This window comes from Halomonas faecis (assembly GCF_010993975.1).
Taxonomy (GTDB): Bacteria; Pseudomonadota; Gammaproteobacteria; order Pseudomonadales; family Halomonadaceae; genus Halomonas; species Halomonas faecis.
This window is the reverse complement of record NZ_JAACZO010000059.1, coordinates 131523-156633: the sequence shown is the minus strand read 5'-3', so window position 1 is coordinate 156633 and position 25111 is coordinate 131523. Positions and strand designations below refer to the sequence as shown.

Annotated in this window: 24 protein-coding genes; 14 read left to right on the top strand and 10 right to left on the bottom strand. The window is 67.4% G+C overall.

Annotated features, from left to right (window positions below; genetic code table 11):
• The first annotated feature begins 12 nt into the window (after positions 1–12).
• From GFD32_RS19590 to fba, 3 genes are all read left to right on the top strand, one after another.
• Positions 13–1098, top strand: a complete 1086-nt coding sequence (locus GFD32_RS19590; protein WP_163578258.1) for a type I glyceraldehyde-3-phosphate dehydrogenase — start codon at positions 13–15, stop codon at positions 1096–1098.
• The gene (locus GFD32_RS19585; protein WP_163578257.1) at positions 1095–2264 is read left to right on the top strand and encodes a phosphoglycerate kinase; all 1170 of its coding nucleotides are present in this window, start codon (positions 1095–1097) and stop codon (positions 2262–2264) included. The genes GFD32_RS19590 and GFD32_RS19585 overlap by 4 nt, the downstream gene beginning before the upstream one ends.
• 80 nt (positions 2265–2344) lie before the next feature.
• Positions 2345–3409 (top strand): class II fructose-bisphosphate aldolase, encoded by a 1065-nt coding sequence (gene fba, locus GFD32_RS19580; protein ID WP_163578256.1) that lies wholly within the window; start codon positions 2345–2347, stop codon positions 3407–3409.
• 128 nt (positions 3410–3537) lie between these two features.
• Here the strand turns inward: fba and GFD32_RS19575 are convergent, their stop codons facing one another.
• The gene (locus GFD32_RS19575) at positions 3538–3819 is read right to left on the bottom strand and encodes a hypothetical protein (RefSeq protein ID WP_163578255.1); all 282 of its coding nucleotides are present in this window, start codon (positions 3817–3819) and stop codon (positions 3538–3540) included.
• Positions 3820–4209: 390 nt separating this feature from the next.
• On the opposite strand from GFD32_RS19575, the gene GFD32_RS19570 reads away from it, so the two are divergent.
• The 10 genes from GFD32_RS19570 (at position 4210) to kduD (ending at position 13211) form a co-directional block, all read left to right on the top strand.
• Entirely contained in the window at positions 4210–4356 is a 147-nt protein-coding gene (locus GFD32_RS19570) for a hypothetical protein (protein ID WP_163578254.1), read from the top strand.
• A 70-nt stretch (positions 4357–4426) separates the two neighbouring features.
• Entirely contained in the window at positions 4427–5482 is a 1056-nt protein-coding gene (locus GFD32_RS19565) for a LacI family DNA-binding transcriptional regulator (RefSeq protein ID WP_163578253.1), read from the top strand.
• Entirely contained in the window at positions 5479–6453 is a 975-nt protein-coding gene (locus GFD32_RS19560; protein WP_163578252.1) for a sugar kinase, read from the top strand. The genes GFD32_RS19565 and GFD32_RS19560 overlap by 4 nt, the downstream gene beginning before the upstream one ends.
• Before the next feature lie 13 nt (positions 6454–6466).
• Complete coding sequence (locus GFD32_RS19555) at positions 6467–7453, top strand: 2-hydroxyacid dehydrogenase (RefSeq protein ID WP_163578251.1); 987 nt, start codon at positions 6467–6469, stop codon at positions 7451–7453.
• Positions 7454–7564: 111 nt separating this feature from the next.
• On the top strand, positions 7565–8641 hold the full coding sequence (locus GFD32_RS19550; protein WP_163578250.1) for a LacI family DNA-binding transcriptional regulator: 1077 nt from the start codon (positions 7565–7567) through the stop codon (positions 8639–8641).
• A gap of 68 nt (positions 8642–8709) precedes the next feature.
• Positions 8710–9729: a TRAP transporter substrate-binding protein gene (locus GFD32_RS19545; protein WP_163578249.1), complete on the top strand. Its 1020-nt coding sequence runs from the start codon at positions 8710–8712 to the stop codon at positions 9727–9729.
• A 55-nt stretch (positions 9730–9784) separates the two neighbouring features.
• Entirely contained in the window at positions 9785–10405 is a 621-nt protein-coding gene (locus GFD32_RS19540; protein WP_163578248.1) for a TRAP transporter small permease, read from the top strand.
• Positions 10402–11709, top strand: a complete 1308-nt coding sequence (locus GFD32_RS19535; protein WP_163578247.1) for a TRAP transporter large permease — start codon at positions 10402–10404, stop codon at positions 11707–11709. Before GFD32_RS19540 ends, GFD32_RS19535 begins: the two co-directional genes overlap by 4 nt.
• Before the next feature lie 63 nt (positions 11710–11772).
• A complete protein-coding gene (locus tag GFD32_RS19530) occupies positions 11773–12438 on the top strand; it encodes an HAD-IA family hydrolase (RefSeq protein WP_163578246.1) in 666 nt (221 codons plus the stop codon).
• Between the two features lie 20 nt (positions 12439–12458).
• Positions 12459–13211, top strand: coding sequence for a 2-dehydro-3-deoxy-D-gluconate 5-dehydrogenase KduD (gene kduD, locus GFD32_RS19525; RefSeq protein WP_163578245.1), 753 nt, complete (start codon positions 12459–12461; stop codon positions 13209–13211).
• 10 nt (positions 13212–13221) lie between these two features.
• Here kduD and GFD32_RS19520 read toward each other — a convergent pair whose 3' ends face one another.
• The 9 genes from GFD32_RS19520 to GFD32_RS19480 form a co-directional block, all read right to left on the bottom strand.
• Entirely contained in the window at positions 13222–14109 is an 888-nt protein-coding gene (locus GFD32_RS19520; protein WP_240455714.1) for an SMP-30/gluconolactonase/LRE family protein, read from the bottom strand.
• Between the two features lie 36 nt (positions 14110–14145).
• On the bottom strand, positions 14146–15945 hold the full coding sequence (locus GFD32_RS19515; protein ID WP_163578244.1) for an IlvD/Edd family dehydratase: 1800 nt from the start codon (positions 15943–15945) through the stop codon (positions 14146–14148).
• Positions 15946–16027: 82 nt separating this feature from the next.
• Entirely contained in the window at positions 16028–16921 is an 894-nt protein-coding gene (locus tag GFD32_RS19510) for an aldose 1-epimerase (protein WP_163578243.1), read from the bottom strand.
• A gap of 9 nt (positions 16922–16930) precedes the next feature.
• Positions 16931–18091 (bottom strand): Gfo/Idh/MocA family protein, encoded by a 1161-nt coding sequence (locus tag GFD32_RS19505; protein WP_240455713.1) that lies wholly within the window; start codon positions 18089–18091, stop codon positions 16931–16933.
• Between the two features lie 18 nt (positions 18092–18109).
• The gene (locus GFD32_RS19500) at positions 18110–19165 is read right to left on the bottom strand and encodes a sugar phosphate isomerase/epimerase family protein (protein WP_163578242.1); all 1056 of its coding nucleotides are present in this window, start codon (positions 19163–19165) and stop codon (positions 18110–18112) included.
• Between the two features lie 69 nt (positions 19166–19234).
• A complete protein-coding gene (locus GFD32_RS19495) occupies positions 19235–20188 on the bottom strand; it encodes an ABC transporter substrate-binding protein (protein WP_163578241.1) in 954 nt (317 codons plus the stop codon).
• Between the two features lie 50 nt (positions 20189–20238).
• Entirely contained in the window at positions 20239–21258 is a 1020-nt protein-coding gene (locus GFD32_RS19490) for an ABC transporter permease (RefSeq protein WP_089688667.1), read from the bottom strand.
• Positions 21239–22768 carry a sugar ABC transporter ATP-binding protein gene (locus GFD32_RS19485; RefSeq protein ID WP_163578240.1) on the bottom strand — a complete coding sequence of 510 codons (1530 nt, stop codon included), beginning with the start codon at positions 22766–22768 and terminating at the stop codon, positions 21239–21241. The genes GFD32_RS19490 and GFD32_RS19485 overlap by 20 nt, the downstream gene beginning before the upstream one ends.
• Positions 22768–23538 carry an SDR family NAD(P)-dependent oxidoreductase gene (locus GFD32_RS19480; protein ID WP_089688702.1) on the bottom strand — a complete coding sequence of 257 codons (771 nt, stop codon included), beginning with the start codon at positions 23536–23538 and terminating at the stop codon, positions 22768–22770. The genes GFD32_RS19485 and GFD32_RS19480 overlap by 1 nt, the downstream gene beginning before the upstream one ends.
• Before the next feature lie 242 nt (positions 23539–23780).
• On the opposite strand from GFD32_RS19480, the gene GFD32_RS19475 reads away from it, so the two are divergent.
• Positions 23781–24995 carry an ROK family transcriptional regulator gene (locus GFD32_RS19475; RefSeq protein WP_163578239.1) on the top strand — a complete coding sequence of 405 codons (1215 nt, stop codon included), beginning with the start codon at positions 23781–23783 and terminating at the stop codon, positions 24993–24995.
• Positions 24996–25111 lie beyond the last annotated feature (116 nt).

Here is a 25111-nt window from a genome sequence, read left to right as displayed (position 1 = left end):
TCCGGCACCGCCATGGCCTTTCGCATCGCCATCAACGGTTACGGCCGCATCGGACAGTGCGTGCTGCGCGCCCTGGTCGAACGCCGCAGCGAGTTCACCGGACCGGACACGGCAGCGCCGCTCCTGGAAGTGGTGGCCATCAACGAGCTCTCCGACCTGGCCACCATCGCTTACCTGACCCGCTACGACACCACCCACGGCCGATTCCCCGGGACAGTGGTCGCGGACAACGATCGCCTGGTGATCGACGGCCACCCCATCCGCGTGCTCTCCGAGCCCGACCCGGCAAACCTGCCCTGGAGCGAACTGGACATCGACCTGGTGCTGGAGTGTTCGGGCAGTTTCAAGGATCGCGCCACCGCCGAGCGCCACCTGAGTGCCGGCGCCAATCGGCTGCTGTTCTCGCAACCCGCGGAGAGCGACGTGGACGCCACCATCGTCGCCGGCATCAACGACCGGGCACTGACCGCCGAGCATCGCATCGTCTCAGCCGCGTCGTGCACCACCAACTGCCTGGTGCCGATGCTCACCGTGCTCGACGAAGCGCTGGGCATCGAACACGGCGTCACCACCACCATCCACTCGGCGATGAACGACCAGCCGGTGATCGACGCCTACCACCAGACCGACCTGCGCCTCACCCGCTCGGCGATGCACTCCATCGTGCCGGTGGATACCGGGCTGGCCCGCGGCATCCACCGCCTGATGCCGCACCTGGCCGGGCGCTTCGAATGCCTGCACGTGCGCGTGCCCACCATCAACGTCTCGGCCATGGACCTGGCGATCACGGTGCGCCGCGACACCAGTGCCGCCGAAGTCAACGCGCTGCTGCGCCACGCCAGCGAACACCGCCTGAACGGCCTGCTCGGCTACACCGAGGAGGCGCTGGCCTCGGTCGACTTCAACCACGATCCGCGCTCGGGTATCGTGGACGCCACTCAGACCCGGGTGGCCGGCAGTCGCCTGATCAAGCTGCTGTGCTGGTTCGACAACGAGTGGGGCTTTGCCAACCGCATGCTCGACGTGAGCCGGCAGTTGGCTCGGCTCGGCCCCCTTCCTGCCACTCTTCGGCCTTCCCAAGAGGATGATCCTGCATGAACGTGCGCAAGATGACCGACCTCGACCTCCGCGGCCAGCGCGTGCTGGTCCGCGAAGATCTCAACGTGCCCGTCAAGCACGGCAAGGTGACCAGCGACGCGCGCCTGCGCGCCGCCCTGCCGACCATTCGGGCAGCCATGGACGCCGGTGGCAAGGTGATGCTGATGAGCCACCTCGGCCGTCCCACCGAGGGCGAACCCGCCGAGGAGTTCTCGCTCGCTCCGGTGGCCAACCGCCTGGGCGAGCTGCTGGGACGCCCGGTGCGCCTGATCGAGGAGTACCTGGGGGCCAGCCTGGACCTGGCCGACGGCGAGGTGGTGCTGCTCGAGAACGTGCGCTTCAACGCGGGAGAAAAGAAAGACGACGAGGCATTGGCGAGGCAGTACGCCGCCCTGTGCGACATCTACGTGATGGACGCCTTCGGCACCGCCCACCGCGCCCAGGCCTCCACTCACGGCGTGGCGCGCTTTGCCCCCGCCGCCTGCGCCGGGCCGCTGCTGGCCGCGGAGCTCGACGCCCTGGAGAAGGCCCTGGCCACACCCCAGCGCCCCATGGTCGCCATCGTCGGCGGCTCCAAGGTCTCCACCAAGCTCGAGGTGCTCAACGCCCTCTCCGACAAATGCGACCAGTTGATCGTCGGCGGCGGGATCGCCAACACCTTCATCGCCGCAGCGGGCCACAACGTCGGCAAGTCGCTCCATGAAGTCGACCGGGTCGCGGCGGCCAAGGCGCTAATGGAAAAGGTCGAGATCCCCCTGCCGACCGACGTGGTGGTGGCCACCGAGTTCTCCGAAGCCGCCCAGGCGGTGGTCAAGCCGGTCGACCAGGTGGCCGACGACGAGATGATCCTCGACATCGGTCCCGACACCGCGGGCCGGCTGGCCGGCCTGCTCGAGCACGCCGGCACCATCCTGTGGAACGGCCCGGTCGGCGTGTTCGAGATCGACCAGTTCGGTGAAGGCACCGCGGCGCTGGCCAAGGCGATCGCCGCGAGCGGCGGCTTCTCCATCGCCGGCGGCGGCGACACCCTGGCGGCCATCGACAAGTACGGCATCGCCGACCGGGTTTCCTACATCTCCACTGGGGGCGGCGCCTTCCTCGAATACGTGGAAGGCAAGACCCTACCGGCGGTGGCCGCCCTGGAGGCCGCCGCCACCCAGGCCTGATAGACTAGCGCGACCCAGTAACGACGACTATGCGGCGGCGACCTCGAAGCGCCGCCGCCATCACGATGACAGGTGACAACATGGCACTGATCAGCATGCGCCAGCTGCTGGACCACGCCGCCGAGCACGGTTACGGCGTGCCGGCCTTCAACGTCAACAACCTCGAGCAGATGCGCGCCATCATGGAAGCCGCCGACGCCACCGACTCCCCGGTGATCGTCCAGGCCTCCGCCGGTGCCCGCAAATACGCCGGTGCGCCCTTCCTGCGCCACCTGATCCTGGCCGCCGTCGAAGAGTTCCCGCACATTCCCGTGGTCATGCATCAGGATCATGGCACCAGCCCCGCCGTATGCCAGCGCTCCATCCAGCTCGGCTTTTCCTCGGTGATGATGGACGGCTCGCTGGGCGAGGACGGCAAGACCCCCACCAGCTACGACTACAACGTCGACGTGACCCGCCGCACCGTCGAGATGGCCCACGCTTGCGGCGTTTCGGTGGAGGGTGAGCTAGGCTGCCTGGGTAGCCTGGAGACCGGCATGGCCGGCGAGGAGGACGGCATTGGCGCCGAAGGCAAGCTGGACAGGGAGCAACTGCTCACTGACCCGGAGGAGGCGGCCGAGTTCGTCAAGGCCACCCAGGTCGACGCCCTGGCCATCGCCATCGGCACCAGCCATGGCGCCTACAAGTTCACCCAGCCGCCCACCGGCGACACCCTCTCCATCCAGCGCATCAAGGAGATTCACGCCCGCATCCCCGACACCCACCTGGTGATGCACGGCTCCTCTTCGGTGCCCCAGGAATGGCTCGCCATCATCAACGAGTTCGGCGGCGAGATTCCCGAAACCTACGGCGTGCCGGTGGAAGAGATCGTCGAGGGCATCAAGCACGGCGTGCGCAAGGTCAACGTCGACACCGACTTGCGCCTGGCCTCCACCGGTGCGGTACGCCGCTTCCTGGCCCAGAACCCCAGCGAGTTCGATCCGCGCAAGTTCCTCAAGGCCACCGTGGCGGCCATGAAGGAGATCTGCATCGCGCGCTACGAGGCCTTCGGCACCGCCGGCAATGCCAGCAAGATCCAGCCGATCAGCCTCGAGGCCATGGTCGGCCGCTACGACAGCGGCGAACTGGCGCCCAAGGTGCGCTGACGCCGACGCATACGAAACGATCGCCCTCGGCATTGCCGGGGGCGATCGAAGCGGTGGGAGAGCGGACCCACCTCAGGGAGAAACGTACGCTCGACGGTGCCGCCCGTCTCGGGCGGCACTACTGGCGATCACCAGGTATCCTCTTCGTCATCCTCCTCGGTCTCTTCCCACTCTTCCTCTTCATCTTCCTCCTCGTATTCGAACGACTCGGTCTCCTCTTCCTCGTTCTCGTACTCGGTCGTCTCGGCACCGTTGCCGGTCTCGCTGTTACCGCTGCTATCCGGCAGGGTCTGCTCCTCCTCCTGCGGCTCCTCTTCCTCATGGAAGTCGGCATAGGTCAGCGGGCTGGCCAGCAGGCCGAAAGCGACACCAAAAACGCCGAGCTTGTTGAGGGTTTCCTTGGACAACATATTCGCACCTCCATCAGGGTGTGGACTTGCGAGATCAATGGGAAGCCGAATGGCTTCGATTATCGGGTCGGCCGCGTTTGCCGAATCGGCGGTCAGCTCCGACCTCGATGCTCATCCTGAAGGAAGCAGGTAGCATGCCACTACTGGAAAGAATTCCTTAAAATCGTTATTGATCAACAAATTATTTAAATCCCCAATACCCCGTAAGGGCGCTAGGAGTCCCGCCAGCCCTGGTGATATCTGACACATGAGCCCTGAGCGCACAAAGGTCATCCGGGTACCCGCGCTGCCCGCGAAACGGGAAAACGCCACCCTCCCCTGGACCTCCGAACGTTCAGGAGCCGATAGGGGATCTCTCGACCCACTGCCGCCGGCTCGATTGCGTTGCGGGTGGCACTCTCGCTGCTGATGACGGCCATCCTGCTGGTGGGCATGCTCCACCGACAGCGCCAGGCGCCGGCGCACATCGGCTTCGAGAGCGTGGGCATCATCGGTTGCTACCCGACCGGGGCACTGGTGCTGCTGGTGGCCTCCTGAGCGGAAGGACGTTTGCCCGCGCTGAAGATTGGAACTAGAGTGGGAACGTTCCCATTTCGATTGCTCGGCCATGAACCAGAATCCCCAACGCTCCACCCTCGTCGAGGTCGCCCATGCCGCCGGCACTTCCAAGACCAGCGTGTCGCGTTTCTTCGGTGACGAACGCCAGCGCCTCTCGCAAGAGCTCCAGGAGCGCATCGCCACGGCTGCCAAGCGGTTGGGCTATCACCCCAATCAGATGGCGCGCGGCCTCAAGGGTGGGCGCTCGCGGCTGATCGGGATGCTGGTGGCCGACATTCGCAACCCCTACTCCGTCGCGGTGATGCACGGTATCGAAAGCGTCTGCCAGGCGCACGGCTACTCGCTCATGGTCGCCAACACCAACAACGACCCCGCCCAGGAGCGCCGCCACCTGGAACTTCTGACCGCCTACCGAGTGGAGGGGCTGGTGGTCAACGCTGCCGGCAGCCCCGACCGTGAGCTGGCCAGACTCGCCAAGCAAGGTACGCCGCTGGTGCTCGTCGACCGCGAGCTTGGCGAAGCCCCTGCCGACATGATCGGTCTCGACGATGCCCGCGCCATCGACCAGGCCCTGGATCACCTCCAGGCGGCGGGCTATGGCGAACTGCTCTATGTGAGCAAGCCGACGAGCCGGGTGAGCTCACGCCGTGTAAGGCTCGAACGCTTCCAGCATGGCATCGCCGAACGTGGCCTCGTCGGCGATGCGCACTGTCTCACGCTCGATGCCGACGCAGCCGAGCTCGATGACGCCATCGGGGCCTTCCTTGCCCGGCCGGGTACGGCGCCCAAAGCACTGCTGTGCGCCAACGGCCAGGTCACCCTGGCTGTCACTCGGGTGCTGCAGCAGCGCAACGTCACGCTCGGCAGCGTGGGCCTGATGGGCATCGACGAACTGGAGTGGTGTGCGCTGGTCGGCCCCGGCATCACCACCCTGGCCCAGCCCACCGATGCCATCGGCCGCGCCGCCGTCGAGAATCTGCTACAACGCCTGGACAGTTCCCAGCGTACGTCGCCGCCTCGCCGCACCCACTATCAAGCGCAGCTGATCCCTCGCGGGTCGACGCGCCTGCCATTCCATCACGCCCGCTCCCAGGAGTCGCCATGACTGCTCCCGACAGTGCCCCGACCCTTCTCACCTTCGGCGAAGCGATGACGATGTTCGTCGCCGCATCGAGCGGAGAACTCGCCGACGTCGCGCACTTCCAGCGCCGCATCGCCGGCGCCGACACCAACGTGGCCATCGGCCTGGCCCGCCTGGGCTTTCCCGTGGGCTGGATGAGCCGCGTGGGCCGCGACAGCTTCGGCACCTACCTTCGCCGCACCCTGGAGGCCGAAGGGCTGGACTGCCGCCATCTCGTCGACGACCCCGACCATCCCACCGGGCTGGTGTTCAAGGCGCGTGCCGAGGGCGGCGCCGACCCCCATGTCGAGTACTTCCGCCGCGGCAGCGCCGCCAGCCACCTCTCCCCCGCCGATGCCGCCGCTGTCGACTTCGCGGCGCTGCGCCACCTGCATGCCACCGGCATCCCCCCGGCGCTGTCGGCCAGCGCCCGTGCGCTCGCCGAGCACGTGCTGGAGCGAGCCCGCGACGCTGGCGCCAGCATCTCCTTCGATCCCAACCTGCGCCCCGGTCTATGGGCAAGCGAGCATGAGATGTGCACCACGATCAACGCCCTGGCGGCACGGGCCGACTGGGTGCTGCCGGGGCTCGCCGAGGGGCGCCGCCTGACCGGCCTCGACACGCCCCACGACATCGCCGATTTCTACCTCGAGCGTGGCGCCCAGGCGGTGTTCATCAAGCTCGGTCCGGAAGGCAGCTACTATCGGGGTAGCCTCGGCGGTCGCGAGGAGAGCTTCACCGTACCCGGCTTCGACGTCGCCGAGGTCGTCGATACCGTGGGCGCCGGCGACGGCTTCGCCGTGGGCGCGATCAGCGCCCTGCTCGACGGCCGCTCGCCGCGCGAGGCGGTGCGCCGCGGCAATCTTATCGGCGCCCAGGCGGTGCAGGTGATCGGCGACATGGAGGGCCTGCCCCACCGAACGCGCCTCGTGGAACTGGAAGCCAACCTAGCGTGAGGAGACGACAACCATGAAAAAACGCATTCTGGCCTACGGCCGCCTCAACGACGCCCAACTCGCCGAACTCTCGCGGGACTTCGAGGTGGAGGTCTTCCAGGGCCTGGAGTCCGGCGACGACCCGGCCTTCCGTGCTGCCCTGGCCGACGCCCACGGCCTGATCGGATCGAGCGTGTCAATCACCCCCGAACTGCTCGATGCCGCGCCGCAGCTCGAGGCCATCGCCACCATCTCGGTGGGCTACGACAACTACCCCGTGGACGAGCTGACCCGGCGCGGCATCCTGCTGTGCAACACCCCGGACGTGCTCACCGAGACCACCGCCGACACCGGCTTCGCACTGATCATGGCCACCTGCCGCCGGGTGGTGGAGCTCGCCGACTTCGTGAGACGCGGCGACTGGCAGGCAAGCATCGGCCCCGAACACTTCGGCACCGACGTGCACGGCAAGACGCTGGGCATGATCGGCCTCGGTCGCATCGGCGCCGCCGTGGCGAGGCGCGGGGCCCTCGGCTTCGGCATGCCGGTGCGCTACGCACTATCCTCCCCCAAGCCGGCACTGGAGGCCGAGCTGGGCGCCGAGCGCCGCGAGCTCGACGCACTGCTCGCCGAGGCCGACATCGTCTGCGTCACCGTGCCGCTCACCGCCGAGACCACCCACCTGATCGACGCCCATGCCTTCGCCCAGATGAAACCCTCGGCGATCTTCGTCAACATCGCCCGCGGCAAGGTGGTCGACGAGTCGGCGCTCATCGAGGCCCTGGAGATGGGCCGCATCCGCGCCGCCGGCCTCGACGTCTTCGAGCAGGAGCCGCTCTCGCCGGAGTCGCCGCTGCCGTACATGAGCAACGTGGTGGCGCTGCCGCACATCGGCTCGGCGACCTTTGAAACGCGCACCGCCATGGCCCAGCGGGCCGTGGACAACCTCACCCGTGCGCTGAACGGCGAGCGGCCCATCAGCCTGGTCAACGAGGCCGCCTGGACGGCACGGCACGGCTGAGCCACCCGCCGGCGCCCGCGACTAAGACGAAAGGAGAATAGGTCCGGATCGGAGACGTCTTCTACGATTTGGATCAATCCAAAAACAAAACGCCACCACAGCCGAGAACTCATGAGCCAGGATACGCCTCGCCCCGACAGCCGCGCCTCGCGCAGCACCAGCGTCACCCTGCAGGACATCGCCGCCCACGCCGGGGTGTCCCGCTCCACGGTGTCGCTGGTGCTGCGCGAGAGCCCACTGGTCGCCGAGGGCACCCGGCGCCGGGTGCAGCGCTCCATCAAGGTGCTGGGCTACGTCTACAATCGCGGCGCCGCGGCGCTACGCGGACAACGCACCGCCACCCTCGGGGTGGTGGTCTACGACATCGCCAACCCCTTCTTCGGGGCCATGGTGGCAGGTATCGACGCCGCTCTGAACCGCGAGGGCTATGTCTCCTTCCTGGCCAATAGCGAGGACTCGCCCGCGCGCCAGCAGCGCTTCCTCGAGCGCATGCGCGAGCATCGCGTCGACGGCATTCTGCTGTGCCCGGCGGAAGGCACCGCTCCCGACCTGATCGACACCCTCACCAGCTGGCAGATGCCGTGCGTACAGGTCCTGCGCCATGTCGGCGAGCCGCCCTTCGACTACGCCGGCACCGACTTTCGCCGTGGCGTGGGCCTGGCCATCGACCACCTGGTGGCGCAGGGCCATGAGCGCATCGCCTTTCTCGGCGGCCATATCGGTCACTCGGCCACTCGCGAACGCTGGCAGGGCTATCGTGAGGCACTGGCCCGCCACGGCCTCGCCTACCAACGCCTGCTGCGCTCGGACGTGACACGCCGCGCCGGCTTCGAGCTCATCCCGGCGCTGATGGCCGAGTCCCCGGCCCCCACCGCCGTGGTCTGCCACAATGATCTCGTGGCCTTCGGCGCCATGCTGGGCCTCAAGCGCCTGGGGCGGGTGCCGGGACGCGACTGTGCGGTGATCGGCACCGACGATCTCGAGGAGGCGGCGCTGGGCGACCCGGCGCTGACCAGCATCGCCACTCATCCCCATGCCGTGGGCGAGGAAGCCGCCCGCCTCGCCCTACGGCGCATCGGCAACCCCGACGGGGCGCGGGAACAGGTCGTGCTATCGCCCCGACTGCAGGTGCGCGACTCCTGCGGCGCCCTTTCCACGCCGCTCGAGAGTCCCGCCACGACAATCTGATGCGGCGCACCGCATCGACGCCAGCCGCCATGCCCGAAGGCATGGTGCCAACAACAACAGGTGCTTTTATGACTCGCCAATGGATCGATCCAACCCCGCTGACCCAACACCACGCCGGCGCCCGGCGCCTGATCGGCACCGCCGTGATGGCCGCGTCCCTGGGCCTGGCCGGCGCCGCTCAGGCCGTGGAGCTGCGCTTCGGCCACGGCGGCACCGAGGACACCGCTTATCACCTGGGCGCCCAGCACTTCCAGGAACTGATCGCCGAGAAGAGCGATGGCGGCATCAGCGTCGAGATCCTCGGCAACTCGGTTCTCGGCCACGAGACCGAGATGTTCGAGCAGCAGATGGCCGGTGCCCTGGACATCTCGATCATCAACCCCGGGCTGATCACCGACTTCTCGCCCACTGCCAACGTTTTCTCGATCCCCTTCCTGTACCGCGACGAGGACCATTGGCGCACCGTGCTCGACGGCGAGGTGGGACGCGAGATCGCCGATCAGATCACCGCGGAGACCGATGTCCGCGTACTCGCCTTCTACGGCGGCGGAAAACGCCAGATCGTCAGCAGCCAGCCACTGGAGAGCCTCGACGACCTGGAGGGCCTGAAGATCCGCACCAATCCCACACGGCCTTTGATCACCGCCTGGGAAGCCCTGGGTGCCGATCCCACGGTCATGGAGTGGAGCGAGATCTACACCGGACTGCAACTGGGGGCCATCGACGGCCTGCTCAACGAGGCGGAGTGGATCCACCGCATGCGCTTCCACGAGGTGGCACCGCATATCGGGCTCTCCGAGCACGACATCACGGTGCGCCTGCTGACCCTCTCCGAAGCCACCTGGGAGCGTCTCGACGAGACTCAGCGCGAGCAGGTCATGGAGGCCGCCGCGGAGTCCGCCAGTTACGCCCGCGATGTGCAGCTCGAGCAGGACGCCGAGGCGCTCGACCTGTTGGTCGAGGAGGGCGCCACCCTGCACGAGATGGACCGCGAGACCATGATGGAGACCGTCGAGGGCCCCCTCGAGGGCGTGATCGCCGACATGGGCCTGACCGAGTACCACCAGATGATCGTCAACGCGGAATGACCCGCCCGGCGCCGGCCCGTCCGGGCCGGCGCCTCGCTTGCCACAGGTAATCGCCATGTCCCGACTGCTCGCCGGCCTGGCACGGCTCAACCGGGTCCTGGAGCGTGTGCTCCACTGGATTCTGCTGTCGTTGGTGCTGGGCTTCATCCTGCTGGTCATCTACCAGGTGATCAGCCGCAACCTGGCCTTCATGCCAAGCCTCTACTGGACCGAGGAGTTCAGCCGCTTCGCCTTCCAGTGGATGGTGATGCTGGGCGCCGCCGTCGGCGTGCTGCACGCCGACCACTTCGTGCTCGAGGCCTTTCCCCGCGGCTCGCGGGCCGATCTTGCCACCCGGGTGGTCCGTGACCTGGCCTGCCTGGCCATCGGCGTCATCTTCGTCTTTTACGGCCACGAATTCGCCCTCTCCGGTCTGCGCCGCCACGCCACCGCCTCGGGGCTATCGATGATCTATGTCTACTCCACCTTCATGGTCAGCGGCGCGTTCATCATGCTGTTCAGCGTGCAACGCCTGCTGCATAGCCTGCTTCACGGCCTGGATGCCATGGAAGCGGCATTCAATACGCCGAGCGAGATGGAGACGCTGGACGTCAGCGAAGCCAATCACAGCGTGGAAGGCCTCGGATCGCCCCTCGATAGCCGCGGCAATTCAGGAGAGGGAGGGCCCCGCCCATGATGCCCGCCGACGGGATGTTCCTGCTGCCCTGGCTGCTTTTCGGCCTGCTCGCCGTGCTCATCGTGGTGGGCGTTCCCATCGCCATGGCGCTGATCCTCACCTCCTTCAGCCTGATCCTGCTCGACCCGCGGCTGACCGCCTGGGTACTCTTCCAGCGCATGTACAACGGCATGGATTCCTTCGTGCTGCTCGCCGTGCCGCTCTTCCTGCTCGCCGGCAACCTGATGAACGCGGCGCGCATCACCGACCGCCTGATCACCCTGTGCATGCTGCTGGTGGGCCACCTCAAGGGCGCCCTCGCCCACGTCAACGTCATGGTGAGCATGCTCTTCGCCGGGGTCTCCGGCTCCTCCACCGCCGACAGCGCCGGCGTGGGCACGGTGCTGATCCCGGCCATGAAGCGCGAGGGCTACCCCACCCACTTCGCCGTGGCGGTCACTGCCGCCTCCTCGGTGATGGGCATCATCATCCCGCCCTCGATCAACATGATCGTGTGGGGCGCGCTGACCAACACCTCCATCGCCGGCCTCTTCCTCGGCGGCATCTTGCCCGGCCTGATGATCGGCGTGGCCCAGCTCGCGCTCAACCTGGGCTACGTGCGCCGCTACAGCGTGCCGGTGCGTCCGCGCGCCACCTTCCGCGAGCTGCTGCACTCCGGCAAGGACGGCTTGATGGCCGCCGGCATCCCGGTGGTGATCATCGGCGGCATCACCCTGGGGATCGTCACTCCCACCGAGGCGGCGATGATCGCCGTTCTCTACGCCCTGGCACTGGGCTTTCTCGTCTATCGCGAGCTGCGCTTCGGCGACGTGCTCGACGCCTCCACCGCTACGGTGCGGCTCTGCTCGCTGTCGTTGTTCAGCCTGGTGGGAGCGGCGATCTTCGGCTATCTGATCAGCTTCTATCAGATCCCGCCCAAGCTGATGGCCGGGGTCAACATCACCGACCCCGTGGTGCTGCTGCTGGTGATGACCGGGGTGATGCTGCTCATCGGCACCTTCATGGATTCGCTACCGGCCATGGCCATCATGGCACCGATCTTCCAGCCGCTGGCCCTGCAGGCCGGCATCCATCCGGTGCAATTCGGCGTGATCGGCGTGATGGCGCTGGGCCTGGGGCTGATCACGCCGCCCTACGGGCTGTGCCTGATGATCTCGGCCAAGATCGGCGGCATCCCGCTGCTCAAGGCGCTGGCCACCACCCTGCTCTACCTGGCGGTGATGCTGGCGGTGATCCTGCTGCTGATCCTCTACCCCCAACTGATCCTGGCGATCCCCCGCACCCTGGTGCCGGACTTCGTCTGACGCGCATGCGCACCGCTCTGGTACCCTGAACGGTGCGCTCCCCCACCCCCTCGAGAGGTCCGAATGTCCACACCCTACTGCCTGCTCTTCGACTCCGACGGCACCCTGGTCGACAGCGAGATCCTGCTCGCCCAGGTGATGGCAGAAACGCTGCCACAATACGGTCTGCCCTTCACCGCCGAGCAATACATGGCGGAGTTTCGCGGGGTGCGTTTCCTGACCATCGTGCTCGAGCTCGAAGCGCTTCACGGCGGTCTGGACGACGACCGGCGCCAGCGTCTGGAAGCGCAGATGCGCGAGCGCATGGAGACGCGCATGCGCGCCGAGCTCGAACCCATCGCCGGCATGCCCGAAGCGCTCCTCGAGCTCGCCCATCACCCCAAGGCAGTGGTCTCCAACGGCCCCGAACGCAAGATCCGCTGTGCCATGGAGAGCGCCGGGCTAGCCCAGCACTTCGGCGACAACCTGTTCAGCGCCTATACCCTGGGGGTGTGGAAGCCCAACCCGGCACTCTACCGCCAGGCCGCCGAGGCCATGGGCCAGGCCCCTGAACGCTGCGTGGTGATCGACGATGCCGATGTCGGCGTGGTCGCCGGCCTCGAGGCAGGCATGCCGGTCATTCACCTGAACCACTTCCCCGAACGCGAAGCGACACCGCCAGGCGCCATCGCCATTCACCACGCCCGCGAGCTGCCGGCGGCCATCGCCCGGCTCGACCTGGCAACATGAACCCTGGCTAGGAGACAGCGATGAGTGCGTTTTCCCTCACCGGCAAGGTGGCCCTGGTCACCGGTTGCAACAAGGGCCTCGGCCAGGCCATGGCCGTGGCGTTGGCCGAGGCCGGCGCCGATGTGGTCGGCGTCAATCGCCGCGCTGCCGAGGCGACCCGCGAACGCATCGAGGCACTAGGGCGGCGTTTCCACGCCGTGGAGGCAGAGCTCGGCCACGACAGCGCGGAATCGATCGTCGAGCGCGCCGTGGAACGGGCCGGCCAGCTCGACATTCTGGTCAACAATGCCGGCACCATCCGCCGCGCACCGGCGCTCGAGTTCAGCGAAGCGGACTGGGACGCCGTGGTCGACGTCAACCTCAAGACGGCCTTCTTCCTCGCCCAGCAGGTGGCGCGCCACCTGGTCGCACGCGACGCTCCGGGCAAGATCGTCAACGTCGCCTCGGTGCTCTCCTTCCAGGGCGGCATCCGCGTGCCTTCCTACACCGCCAGCAAGAGCGGACTGCTGGGGCTCACGCGGCTGATGGCCAACGAATGGGCGAGCCACGGCATCAACGTCAACGCCATCGCCCCGGGCTACATGGCCACCGACAACACCCAGGCGCTGCGCGACGACCCCGACCGCCGCGCCGAGCTACTCGGGCGGATTCCCGCCGAGCGCTTCGGCGAGCCGGAAGATCTGGCCGGCGCCGTGGTCTTCCTATGTTCGGACGCCGCTCGCTACGTGCACGGTCACGCGCTGGTGGTGGACGGCGGCTGGCTGGCACGCTGAGCCGGACGCCTCAAGTGCGCCACGCCGGCTCCGCGAGGCCCGCCACGGGCGCCGGCAGGCTGAACAGACTGCCGGCCAGCGGCCAGCGGCGCTTCCCCTCGGCGTCCAGGTGCTGGGTGGCCGTGGTGATGTAGAGCGTGCGCAGGTCGGCCCCGCCGAACGCCACCATGGTGGGGTGCGGGCACGGCACCTCGTGCTCCGCCATCAGCTCACCGTCCGGGGAGAAGCGTACGACGCGGCCGCCGTCGTAGAGCGCGCTCCAGTAGCATCCCTCGCCGTCCACCGCCGCACCGTCGGGCACGCCGGGCAGTCCCAGCGTTTGCAGGTCGACCCAGGTTTCACCCGCCCCCAGCGTGCCGCTGGCGAGATCGAAGGGGTAGCGCAAGATGCGCCGGGTCAGCGAGTCGGTGTGATAGAGCCAGCGCCCATCGGGGCTGAAGGCGAGCCCGTTGGAAATGCCGATGTCGGTCAGGCACGGTGTCAGCTCGCCGTCGTCGAAACGGTAGAGTGCCGCCGTGGGGTTCGTCTCGTCGGCATCGATGGTCCCCACCCATAAACGGCCGGCCGCGTCACAGCGGCCATCGTTGAAGCGGTTGCCGCCGCCCTCTCCTCGCCACTCCGGGTTGGCCGCCAAGCGCTGCGGCGTGCCGCCGAAAGGCAGCCGCACGATACCCGACGCCATCGCTGCCAGAAGCCCGCCTTCGCAGAACGCAATGCAGCCGACCTTTTCCTCCAGCGCGATGGTTTCGGGCGGCGCTCCCGCTTCGGGGCGCCAGGCGTGGATCTTGCCACGGTTGATGTCCACCCAGTGGAGCGTCCGGCGCGCCACCGACCATACCGGACTCTCGCCCAGGCTCATGTCCAGCTCGACCGCCACCTCGATGTCGCTAGCTTGCACGATGTGACTCCGTACGTCCGAGACCTGCGTTCATGTTCAGTGGTTGTCCCGCGGCGGGCTGCGCCGCGCCACGTCGCGATATCGCGTAGCGCCTTCCAGGGTCATGCCACGGTCCAGCGGCTCGACCAGGGTGCGCTGGATCTCCTGCCACGGCGTCTGGTGGTCGGGGTAGCGATAGCCGCCCTGCCGCTCCAGCGTCTGCCGACGCGCTTCGAGCTCGGCATCGTCGATCAGCAGCCGCACCTCGCCGCGGCGTAGATCGACGCGCAGCCGGTCGCCGTCCTCGAGCAGTGCCAGACCGCCCCCGCTGGCCGCCTCCGGGGCGGCATTGAGAATCGACGGCGACCCCGAAGTGCCCGACTGGCGCCCATCGCCCAGGCACGGCAGCGACTCGACCCCCGCTCGAATCAAGGCCTCGGGAGGCTGCATGTTGACCACCTCGGCGCCGCCGGGGTGACCCACCGGGCCGGCGCCACGCATCACCAGGATGGTGCGCTCGTCGATGCCGAGCGCCGGATCGTCGATGCGCGCGTGGTAGTCCTCGGAGCCGTCGAACACCGCCACCTTGCCTTCGAAGGCATCGGGATCGTCCGGGTCGCTCAGGAAACGCTCACGAAAGTCCGTCGCGATCACGCTGGTCTTCATCAGCGCCGAGTCGAACAGGTTGCCCTTGAGGTTGAGAAAGCCGGCATGCTCGACGAGCGGATCGCCGTAGCGGCGGATCACCTCGGTGTCCCGGGTCTCGAGGCCCTCGAGGTTGTCCGCCAGCGGACGGCCGTTGACGGTGAGCACCTCGCCGTGGAGCCGGCCGGCGCCCAGCAGCTCGTGCATCACCGCCGGCACGCCGCCGGCGCGGTGGAACTCCTCGCCCAGGAAGGCCCCGGCCGGCATGACGTTGGCCAGCAGCGGGATCTCGTGGCCCAGGCGCTGCCAGTCGTCATTGTCGAGTTCGACCCCGGCATGGCGGGCGATGGCGTTGACGTGGATGGGGGCGTTGGAAGAGCCGCCCAGCGCCGAGCAGGTGACGATGGCGTTCTCGAAGGCCTCGCGGGTCAGGACGTCGGAGGGTCTCAGGTCCTCCCACACCATGTCGACGATCCGCGCGCCGGTCGCGTAGGCGACCAGGCCGCGCTCCTTGTAGGGGCCGGGGATCATCGCCGAACCGGGCAGGCTCATGCCCAGCGCCTCGGCCATGGAGTTCATGGTGGAGGCGGTGCCCATGGTGTTGCAGTGGCCCACCGAGGGGGCGGATTCGGTGATCCGCGACAGGAATTCGGCGTAGTCGATGTCGCCCGCCGCGAGCCGCTTGCGCATCTCCCACACGATGGTGCCCGAGCCCACCCGTTCGGCGCCGTGCCAGCCGTTGAGCATGGGGCCACCGGAAAGCACGATGGCCGGGATGTTGACGGTGGCCGCGGCCATCAGCGCCGCCGGAGTGGTCTTGTCGCAGCCGGTGGTCAGCACCACGCCGTCCAGCGGGTAGCCGTGCAGCACCTCAACCAGGCCCAGATAGGCCAGGTTGCGGTCGAGCGCCGCGGTGGGCCGGCGCACGTTCTCGTGGATGGGGTGCATGGGGAACTCGAAGGGCACGCCGCCGGCAGCACGGATACCGTCCTTGACGCGTTGGGCGAGGTCCACGTGATGGCGGTTGCAGGGCGTCAGATCGGAACCCGACTGGCAGATGCCGATGATCGGCCTGCCGCCGGTGAGCTCTTCCAGGGTGATGCCCTGGTTCATGTAGCGCTCGATGCACAGCGCCGTGGTCCCCGGATGGTCGGGATTGTCGAACCACCAGCGCGAGCGCAGCTGGTCGGGGGTGATCTTGCGGTCGGTCATCGTCTCTTCCTAGGTCGAGATTGACTTGCCGTCGCTGCCATCGAACCAGCCAATCGCTTCACGTCTCGCGCCGGCCGTGCCGTCAGGCCCATCGGCGCGGGGCGAGGCAGGTGAAACGCCACGCCTGGCTCAGCGTCCCTCCCGGCAGCAACTCGACCAGCCCGTGGGCGAGCGGATCGGCGAAGTGGTGGGCGTTCACGTCGTGGGAGACCGGCTCGAAGCAGAAGAAGTCGGCATCTGCCCCGGGAGAGTAGACCAGGTAGCGCGCTCCGGCCGGGTCGCTCTCCACCGCCAGCGCCACGCCCCGCGACGGCCAGGTGACATGCGCCAGGCCGGTCCACCCGGTGAACAGATTGTCGATGCGCCCGGCGGGCAATCCGCGCCCCGCGGCGAAACACCAGGGGTCGGCCTCGTCGAGGGCTCGCCAGCGGGTCGGCAACTGGGCGTCGTCCACCTCCCAGACGCCCTCGGCCGGAGCCTCGAGCCGAGTATCGGGCATACGCGGCAGCCAGGGATGCAGGCCCACCCCGTAGGGCACCGGAGCGTCTCCCAAGTGAGTCACTGCCAGCGCGATGCACAGGCTCTCTCCCTCCAGGCGATAGTCGAGCTCGGCACGGTAGTCGAACGGCGGCTGCCAGGCCGAGCGCAGCGTGAGCCGCAGCGCGTCCTGGGTGACGCGCGCCACGTCCCACGGCTGCTGCCAGCCGTCACCGTGAATCGGCAGCGGCTCCCCGGCCAGGTTGGACGTCAGTGGGTACTGGTCTCCCCTCCAGCTAAAGCCGCCACTGGCGATGCGGTTGGACCAGGGTAACAGGGGATAGAGCCCCATGTCGTTCGGATCGCGGGACGCGCGCTTGCCGGGCCGGAACAGCGGCTTTGGCCCATCCGGCATCAGCGCATCGAAGCGCACCACGCACCCGCCCAACTCGGGCAGCACCTCCAGGCACAGCCGGTCGTTGTTCAACCGCACGCTCATCGTCGCCCCTCAGAAGCTCACCCAGGCACCATCCGCCCGCGAGGACTCCAGCGCCCGGGTGATGAACCGCACGCCGTCGACGCCATCGTCCACCCCGGGGATGTCGCGCTGGTGGGTGGCGACCTCGGTACCGCCACGTCGCGCCCGCAGGTGGGCGGCGAAGTCGCTGTAGAGCTGAGCGAAGGCCTCCAGGTAGCCCTCCGGGTGGCCGGGCGGGATGCGCACCGCGGCCATGGCTGCCTCACCCAGGCCGGGGCCGTGGCGGGTCAGGCGCCGCGGCGGCTCGCCCTGAGGCGTGAACAGCAGCTCGTTGGGCTCCTCCTGACGCCACTCCAGGCCGCCGCCGCTGCCGTAGACGCGCAGCTTGAGGCCGTTCTCGTTGCCCGGCGCCACCTGGCTTGACCACAGCATGCCGCGCGCACCGCCCTTGAAACGCAGCATCAGGTGCACGTTGTCGTCCAGCGCACGGCCGTCCACGAAGGTGTGCAGGTCGGCGGCCAGCGATTCGACCTCCAGGCCGGTGACGAAACGCACCAGATGATAGGCGTGGGTGCCGATGTCGCCCAGGCAGCCGGCCGGACCGCTGCGCTTGGGGTCGGTGCGCCACTCGGCCTGCTTGACGCCCTCGGCCTCGACACGGGTGGCCAACCAATCCTGAGGGTACTCGACCTGCACCACGCGCAATTCGCCGAGCTCGCCGGCAGCGACCATGTCACGGGCCTGGCGGATCAGCGAATAGCCGCTGTAGTTGTGGGTCAGGCCGAAGAAGCGCCCGCTGGACTCGACCAGCCGCTGGAGTTCCCGAGCTTCGCCCAGGTCGGTGGTCATGGGCTTGTCGCAGATGACGTCGATGCCCGCCTCGAGGAAGGTCCTGGCCACCTCGAAGTGCAGGTGGTTGGGGGTGACGATGGCGACCACGTCGATGCCGTCGTCGCGATCCCGCTCGGCCTCGGCCATGCTGCGGTAGTCGGGATAGGCGCGCTCGTCGGCGACGTGAAGGGCCGCCGCCGAGGTCCGGCTGCGCTCGGGGTCCGAGGCGAAGGCCCCGGCCACCAGCTCGTAGTGGTCGTCCAGGCGCGCGGCGATGCGATGCACGCCGCCGATGAAGGCGCCCTGGCCGCCGCCGACCATGCCCAGGCGCAGGCGGCGCTGGCTGTGGTGTTGGGACATGTCTCTCGCTCCTTTTTTTCAGTCGAGTCCCAGAATGCGCCGGTTGGCGGCCTCGTCGGTGCCCGAGTCGGCGAAGTCGTCGAAAGCGCGCTCGGTGACTTCGATGATGTGGTCGCGGATGAAGGCAGCGCCTTCCCGGGCCCCTGCCTCGGGGTGCTTGAGACAGCACTCCCACTCGAGCACCGCCCAGCCATGGTAGTCGTTGGCCGCCATCCACGAAAAAATGTGCTTGAAGTCCACCTGACCGTCGCCCAGCGAGCGAAAACGCCCGGCACGCTGAGTCCAGCCCTGGTAGCCGGAGTAGACGCCCTGTTTGGGGCTGGGATTGAACTCGGCATCCTTGACGTGAAACATCTGGATGCGCTCGCGGTAGACGTCCAGAAAGCCCCGGTAGTCGAGCTGCTGCAGGATCAGGTGGCTGGGGTCGTAGAGGATATGGCAGCGCGGATGATGCCCGACGCGCTCCAGGAACATCTCGAAGGTGATGCCGTCGTGCAGATCCTCGCCGGGGTGGATTTCGTAGCAGAGATTCACTCCGGCTTCGTCGAAGGCATCGAGGATCGGCCGCCAGCGCCTGGCCAGCTCGTCGAAGGCGCTGTCGATCAGCCCCGCCGGGCGCTGCGGCCAGGGGTAGACGAAGGGCCAGGCCAGGGCGCCGGAGAAGGTGCCGTGGTCGGTCAGCCCCAGGTTGCGCGAGGCGCGAGCCGCCAGGTGCAGTTGTTCCACCGCCCAGGCCTGCCTGGCCTGGGGATTGCCGCGCACCTCGGGCACTGCGAAGCCGTCGAACATCTCGTCGTAGACGGGATGCACGGCCACCAGTTGGCCCTGCAAATGGGTGGAGAGTTCGGTCAGCGCCAGGCCGTGCTCGGCCAGGGTGCCCTTGATTTCATCACAGTAAGCCGGGCTCTCGGCCGCCTTCTTCAGGTCGATCAGGCGCGCATCCCAGCTGGGCAGCTGTACGCCCTCGTAGCCCAGACCCGCCGCCCAGGCCGCAATGCGTTCCAGGCTGTTGAACGGCGCCTCGTCGCCGGCGAACTGCGCCAGGAAGAGTGCCGGTCCCTTGATGGTCTTCATGTCTCACCTCTCTTGCCGGTGTCACGAACGTCGCGAGCGCGGCGACACCCCGGGGTGCCGCCGCGCCGTTCAGAACGGAGAGTCTGGGTAGTAGTACTGTTCGGCGTTCTCCGGGGTGATCAGCGGCGAGCCGAGGATGTATTCACCGACCACCGGGCCATTGGACGTGAAGTGTTGCACGGTGAGATCCATGGCGGTGGCGATCATCGCCGGCGGATAGAGCACGTCCACGGGTACCAGGTCGTCGCCCTCCATCACCCGCTCGATGATGTCCTTCATGCCGGCGCCGCCGACGATGAACAGCTCGTCCTCGCGCTCGGCCTGGCGCACCGCCTCGATCACCCCCAGGGCGATGTCATCGTCCTGGGCCCAAACGGCATCGATGTCGTCGAAGCGAGCCAGGAAGTCCTGCATCACCTCGAAGCCGTCGTCGCGGTTCCAGTTGGCGTGCTGCATGTCGAGGATCTCGATGCCGCTGCCCTCGATGGCCTCCTGGAAGCCCTGCACCCGCTCGTCGTCGATGACCGTGGGGATGCCGCGCAGCACCACGATCTCGCCTTCGCCATCGAGACGCTCGCGGATGTACTCGCCGGAGACGCGCCCCAGCTCGTGGTTGTTGCCGGCCACGTAAAGGTCTTCGATACCCTCCTGGTCGAGGCCGCGATCGACCACGGTGACGAAGACGCCTTCCTCCTTGACCCGCCGCACCGGGTCGGTGAGCGGCCCCGACTCGAACGGCAGCACCACCAGGGCGTCGATGTCGCGCTGCGACACCAGGTCCTCGAGATCGTTGGCCTGCTCGCCGGGATTGCTGGCGGTGGAGATGGTGATCTCGATGTCGGGATAGAGCGACTCGAGGCGCTCCTTGGCCTGCTCGGCATGGAAATTGACGCCGCCAGTCCAGCCATGAGTCGCTGCGGGAATCGAGACCCCGATGGTGACCTCCTGTGCCGTGGCGGCGGTCGGCACGCCGACGGCCGCCGAGACGGCCAGGGCGAGTAGTGTCTTCTTGATGTGTGGCATGCTCTTGCTCCTCGTACTTGTGCTTGTTGTCGCTGCCAGTGCTGACGGGATCAGGGTCCCGCCTTCCTCCACGATGCGCGCTGCAGGTAGACCGCCACGATGATGATGATCCCCTGCACCGTACCGTTGAGATAGTTGGAGATGGCGTCGGTGAGGTTGAGGATGTTGCCGATCATGGTCAGCATGATGGCGCCCACCACCGTCCCCCAGATGCGGCCATGGCCGCCCTTGAGCACGGTACCCCCGATGATCACCGCGGCGATCGCCTCGAGCTCCCAGAGCACCCCGGTGGCCCCCGAAGCCGAGCCCAACCGCGGTACGTAGATGATGGTCGCCACGGCGACGCAGACACCCTGCAATACATAGGTCAGGGTCTTGATGCGATCGACTCGAATCGCGCTGTACTCCGCCACTTTCTCGTTGGAGCCGATGGCGAAACAGTAGCGCCCGAAGCGGGTGTGGTTGAGCAGCACGTAGCCGGCGAGCGCCACCCCCAGAAACACCAGCACCGGGATGGGCACGCCCAGCAGGCTGTCGTAGTAGACCGGGCGGTAGACGTCGCGCACGTCCCAGTCCAAGGTCAGGGTGCCGCCGTCGGCCAGGTAGGTGACCAGCGAACGGTAGATACCCATGGTGCCCAGGGTGACGATGAACGCCTCGATCTTGCCCTTGGTGGTGACGATGCCGTTGATGAAGCCGGCACCGACGCCCAGGATCAGCGAGGCACCGACGCCCAACAGCACCGTGGTCAGGCCAGGCCCGAACTGCTCCACCAGGCCATTCATCAGGATGATCATCACCCCGGCGATGAAAGCCGCCATGGAGCCCACCGAGAGGTCCAGGCCGCCGGCGGTGATGACGAAGGTGGCTCCCACGGCGATGATGCCGATGAAGGCGCTGCGGGTGAGCATGTTCGAAAGGTTGTCCAGCCCCAGAAAGGCGGGATTGATCAGCACCCCCAGCAACGCCAGAGCGAGCAGAGCGATGAACGGCCCCCAGGTCTTGAGATCCAGAGAGAAGCCGCCACCGCTGGACGGTTGCGCTTTGCGCTCAGGCACGACGTCGTTCATCCGCTTCTCCCCCCTTGATGCCGGATGCGTACTGCATGATTTCTTGTTCATTGATCTGCTCGCCCTCGAGGATGCCGGTCAGCTCGCCGGCACACATCACTGCGACCCGGTGTGCCAGGCCGATCAGCTCGGGCATCTCCGATGAGATGAGAATCACCGACCGCCCGGCGTCGGTGAGCTCGCGGATGAAGCGATAGATCTCCTGCTTGGTGCCCACGTCGATCCCCCGGGTCGGCTCGTTGATGATGACGATCTCGGGATCGATGGACATGACCTTGGCCAGCAACAGCTTCTGCTGATTGCCGCCGGAGAGTTCGCCGGCGCTGCGCACCGCGGTACGCAGGCGGATGTCGAAGCGCTCGACGGCCTCCTGGAAGGCCTGCGCTTCGCGGCGACGATCGATCAGCGGCCGACAGTAGGCGCGCAGGTTGAGCAGGGTGAAGTTGGGGCGCAGGCCCATATTGAGCACCAACCCCTTGCCCTTGCGGTCCTCGGTGAGGTAGGCGATACGCTCGCGCACGGCGTCGCGCAGATGGCGAAGGCGCACGGGCCGTCCGTTGCGACGCACCTCGCCGCCGGTGCGGGGCCGCAGGCCGAGCAGCGACTCGAGCAGCGCCGTACGCCCGGCACCCACCACCCCACCGAAGCCCAGCACCTCACCGCGACGCAGGGTGAAGCTGGCCCGACGCACCGCCCCGGGCACCACGATGTCGTAGGCCTCCAGCACGAGCGGCGCATCATCGGCAGCCGGCGTACGCTCGGGATACATCTCGGTGATTTCACGTCCCACCATCATCCGCGCCATGTCTTCCTTGCTGCGCCCCGCCACCGGGCCGGTATCGATGCGGTGGCCATCGCGCAGCACGGTGACGCGATCGGCGATGCGTTCGATTTCACGCAGCTTGTGGGAGATGTAGAGAATCGCCACGCCACGCTGGCGCAGCCGGTCGACCAGCGCGAAGAGTACCTCGACCTCGTGCTCGGTCAGGCTGGCGGTGGGCTCGTCCATGATCAGCACGCGCACGTCGCGAGTCACCGCTTTGGCGATCTCCACCATCTGCTGGTCGGACGTCGACAGCTCCTTGACCCGGGCCCGGGGATCGACGCGGGTTTCCAGCTCGGCCAGAGCCTCGCGGCAGCGCTCGCGCATCGCCCGGCGGTCGAGAAAAGGGCCGCGGCGGAGTTCGCGGCCCAGGAAGATGTTCTCCTCCACCGTCAGCTGCTCGGCCAACGCCAGTTCCTGGTGGATCATCACGATGCCCTCGGCTTCGGCCTCGCCGCTGCCGCGAAAGCGCCTCGGCTCGCCATCGACGCGCACTTCCCCGCCGCTGGGCGGCAGATAGCCGGCCAGAATCTTGACCAGGGTCGACTTGCCGGCGCCGTTCTCGCCCAGCAAGGCGTGCACTTCGCCGGGCTGCAACGCCATGTCGACGCCGAACAGCACCTGGTTGCCCCCGAAGGCGCGGTCGATGCCACGCGCCTCGAGTACGGTAGAGCGTTCCTGACTCATCAGCCCCACCCTCCGTCGACCGGGATGGCGGCACCGGTCAACTGGGCGCTGTCGTCGGCAGCCAAAAACAGCACCGTGGGCGCCACGTGCTCGGGCAACAAGCGCACCTTGAGACACTGGTGCTCCTGAATTCGCGCCTCGTCCTCCGGGCCTATCCAGCGTTCGAGCTGACGTGAGGTAAGGATGCAGCCGGGCACCACGGTGTTGACGCGAATGTTCCGGGTGCCGAGATCGCGGGCCAGGCTGCGGGTCAGGCCATGCACCGCCGCCTTGGCGGTGACGTAGGCGGAGAGATTACCGATGGCGTTCTGTACGCTGATCGAGCCGAAGTTGATGATCGAGCCGCCACCGGCCGCCGCCATGCGCTCGGCCACGGCCTGAATGGCAAAGAACATGGGGCGCAGATTGACCGACATGCGCTCGTCCCAGTCGTCGACACTGAGTTCGCGCCAGTCGTGGCGCTCATCGTTGGCAGCGTTGTTGACCAGGGTGCCGACCGGCCCCAGCGCCTCGTGCACCTCATCCAGCACCGCCAGCAATGCGGGGATGTCGCGGATGTCGCAGTGGCGATAGAGTGGTGCGCGACCGCTCTCCTGGTCGAGCTCTCGGCATAAGCGACGGCTGGACGCATCGTCGATGTCGACGAACGCGACTCTCGCCCCCTGCCGGTGAAAGGCGCGCACCAGGGCGGCACCGATGCCGCTACCGCCGCCAGTGACGAAGACCACGCGGGCATCCAGGCTGGGGTAGCGGGCGGAAGGGTCTGACATGAGCATCACCGTTTGTTGTTGTAGGCATGGCTGAGCCGGCTCACGATTTACTTTAGGCATAAAAATAAATGACTGCAGACTCAACTTTGGTCGCATGCCAGTCACGGGGAGACGGGGCCCACATGCTGGCATCTCGTCAGGAATCGCCTTTTCTGGCAGAAACCACGATCGTCGACTGGAATTCTCAGCGGTTTTACGCTGATATAATTCAGCACTCAAAATAATCTGGAAGCGACGTCACCATGACCAACCTAGTGCCCGATCCCACCAGGAGAGACAACACGCTCGCCATCGTCGACACCCTGCGCAATCAGGGCCCCATGGCTCGCATCGACCTGGGTACGGCAAACGGCATCAGCTCGGCCACGGTGACGGCGATCACCACCGAGTTGCTGCGCCACGGCCTGGTCAGCGAGCTGCCTGCCGAACCTCACCGCCAGGGCGGAAGGGGCAGGCCCAAGACACTGATTCGCCTCGAGCCCGAAGCAGCACGAGTGGCCTGCGTCAAGCTGTCGCTCAACGAGGTGCAGGTGGTAGTGGGAGACTTCGCCGGCCAGGTGCGCCATGCCGAAACCCACTCGCTGACCACGGCGACACTGACACCTGACACACTGTGCGACGTCCTGGAGGAGCGCATCCAGGCGGTGAGCGCCGCTCTGCCGGGTGGGCCGCGTCGCCTCGACGGTATCTGCCTAGCCATCCAGGGGGTGGTATCGCCGGCCAGCGGCATGCTCATCTGGTCGCCGGCGCTACGCTTCCGCAATACCCCGCTGACTGGCCCACTGGCCGAACGCCTCGGCTGTCCGGTGATGCTCGAGAACGACACCAACTGCATCGCCAGCATCCTGGCTCGCCAGCCAGCCTACGCCGACACTCCCAACCTGGCGGTGATCATGCTGGGTTACGGCATCGGCATGTCGGTGCTGATCGATGGCAGGCCGCTTCTCGGTGCCAATGGATCGGCCGCCGAGATCGGCCATAGCAAGTTCGAGCCCGGAGGCGCCCTGTGTGCCTGCGGCCGACGCGGCTGTATCGAAGCCTATGCCAGCGACTATGCCCTCTACCGTGAAGCGCACGCCCTGCTGTCACTGCCACCGGGCGATAGCGCCCATCCTTCGGAGGCGCAGATGCAGGCCCTGGTACGTCTTGCCGAGCAAGGCGATCCGGTGGCGCGACAGATCTACCACAAGGCGGGGCGAGCCCTGGGCTACGGCATCGCCAACGTGCTGGCGCTGTTCAATCCGGATTTGGTACTGGTCACCGGCTCCGGCGTGCGCGGCTACGCGGCCATGCAACCGGCATTGGAAGCGGCCATCGACGAGGCCCTGGTTCCCGAGCTGGTCGGCGCGAGCCGGCTCGCCACCCACCCCTGGGATCGCGACATGACCTGCCTGGGGGGCATCGGGCTGATTCTGGAGGCCACCGACCCCATACGGCTGACCGACCTGTCCAGCTAACGCCACCAGGCGCCGGTCCTAACCGAGCAATGGCCATGTACCGCCCGCTGCCGCGACGTTACGACCTAGGCCGCCTTGTTCGTATGTTGAACATATGGCAGGTTATGGGGCAGATC

Coding starts and splice junctions, on each gene's coding strand:
- GFD32_RS19590 (WP_163578258.1), top strand. CDS start 13: ATGGCCTTTCGCATCGCCATCAACGGTTACGGCCGCATCGGACAGTGC.
- GFD32_RS19585 (WP_163578257.1), top strand. CDS start 1,095: ATGAACGTGCGCAAGATGACCGACCTCGACCTCCGCGGCCAGCGCGTG.
- fba (WP_163578256.1), top strand. CDS start 2,345: ATGGCACTGATCAGCATGCGCCAGCTGCTGGACCACGCCGCCGAGCAC.
- GFD32_RS19575 (WP_163578255.1), bottom strand. CDS start 3,819: ATGTTGTCCAAGGAAACCCTCAACAAGCTCGGCGTTTTTGGTGTCGCT.
- GFD32_RS19565 (WP_163578253.1), top strand. CDS start 4,427: ATGAACCAGAATCCCCAACGCTCCACCCTCGTCGAGGTCGCCCATGCC.
- GFD32_RS19560 (WP_163578252.1), top strand. CDS start 5,479: ATGACTGCTCCCGACAGTGCCCCGACCCTTCTCACCTTCGGCGAAGCG.
- GFD32_RS19555 (WP_163578251.1), top strand. CDS start 6,467: ATGAAAAAACGCATTCTGGCCTACGGCCGCCTCAACGACGCCCAACTC.
- GFD32_RS19550 (WP_163578250.1), top strand. CDS start 7,565: ATGAGCCAGGATACGCCTCGCCCCGACAGCCGCGCCTCGCGCAGCACC.
- GFD32_RS19545 (WP_163578249.1), top strand. CDS start 8,710: ATGACTCGCCAATGGATCGATCCAACCCCGCTGACCCAACACCACGCC.
- GFD32_RS19540 (WP_163578248.1), top strand. CDS start 9,785: ATGTCCCGACTGCTCGCCGGCCTGGCACGGCTCAACCGGGTCCTGGAG.
- GFD32_RS19535 (WP_163578247.1), top strand. CDS start 10,402: ATGATGCCCGCCGACGGGATGTTCCTGCTGCCCTGGCTGCTTTTCGGC.
- GFD32_RS19530 (WP_163578246.1), top strand. CDS start 11,773: ATGTCCACACCCTACTGCCTGCTCTTCGACTCCGACGGCACCCTGGTC.
- kduD (WP_163578245.1), top strand. CDS start 12,459: ATGAGTGCGTTTTCCCTCACCGGCAAGGTGGCCCTGGTCACCGGTTGC.
- GFD32_RS19515 (WP_163578244.1), bottom strand. CDS start 15,945: ATGACCGACCGCAAGATCACCCCCGACCAGCTGCGCTCGCGCTGGTGG.
- GFD32_RS19510 (WP_163578243.1), bottom strand. CDS start 16,921: ATGAGCGTGCGGTTGAACAACGACCGGCTGTGCCTGGAGGTGCTGCCC.
- GFD32_RS19505 (WP_240455713.1), bottom strand. CDS start 18,091: ATGTCCCAACACCACAGCCAGCGCCGCCTGCGCCTGGGCATGGTCGGC.
- GFD32_RS19500 (WP_163578242.1), bottom strand. CDS start 19,165: ATGAAGACCATCAAGGGACCGGCACTCTTCCTGGCGCAGTTCGCCGGC.
- GFD32_RS19495 (WP_163578241.1), bottom strand. CDS start 20,188: ATGCCACACATCAAGAAGACACTACTCGCCCTGGCCGTCTCGGCGGCC.
- GFD32_RS19490 (WP_089688667.1), bottom strand. CDS start 21,258: ATGAACGACGTCGTGCCTGAGCGCAAAGCGCAACCGTCCAGCGGTGGC.
- GFD32_RS19485 (WP_163578240.1), bottom strand. CDS start 22,768: ATGAGTCAGGAACGCTCTACCGTACTCGAGGCGCGTGGCATCGACCGC.
- GFD32_RS19480 (WP_089688702.1), bottom strand. CDS start 23,538: ATGTCAGACCCTTCCGCCCGCTACCCCAGCCTGGATGCCCGCGTGGTC.
- GFD32_RS19475 (WP_163578239.1), top strand. CDS start 23,781: ATGACCAACCTAGTGCCCGATCCCACCAGGAGAGACAACACGCTCGCC.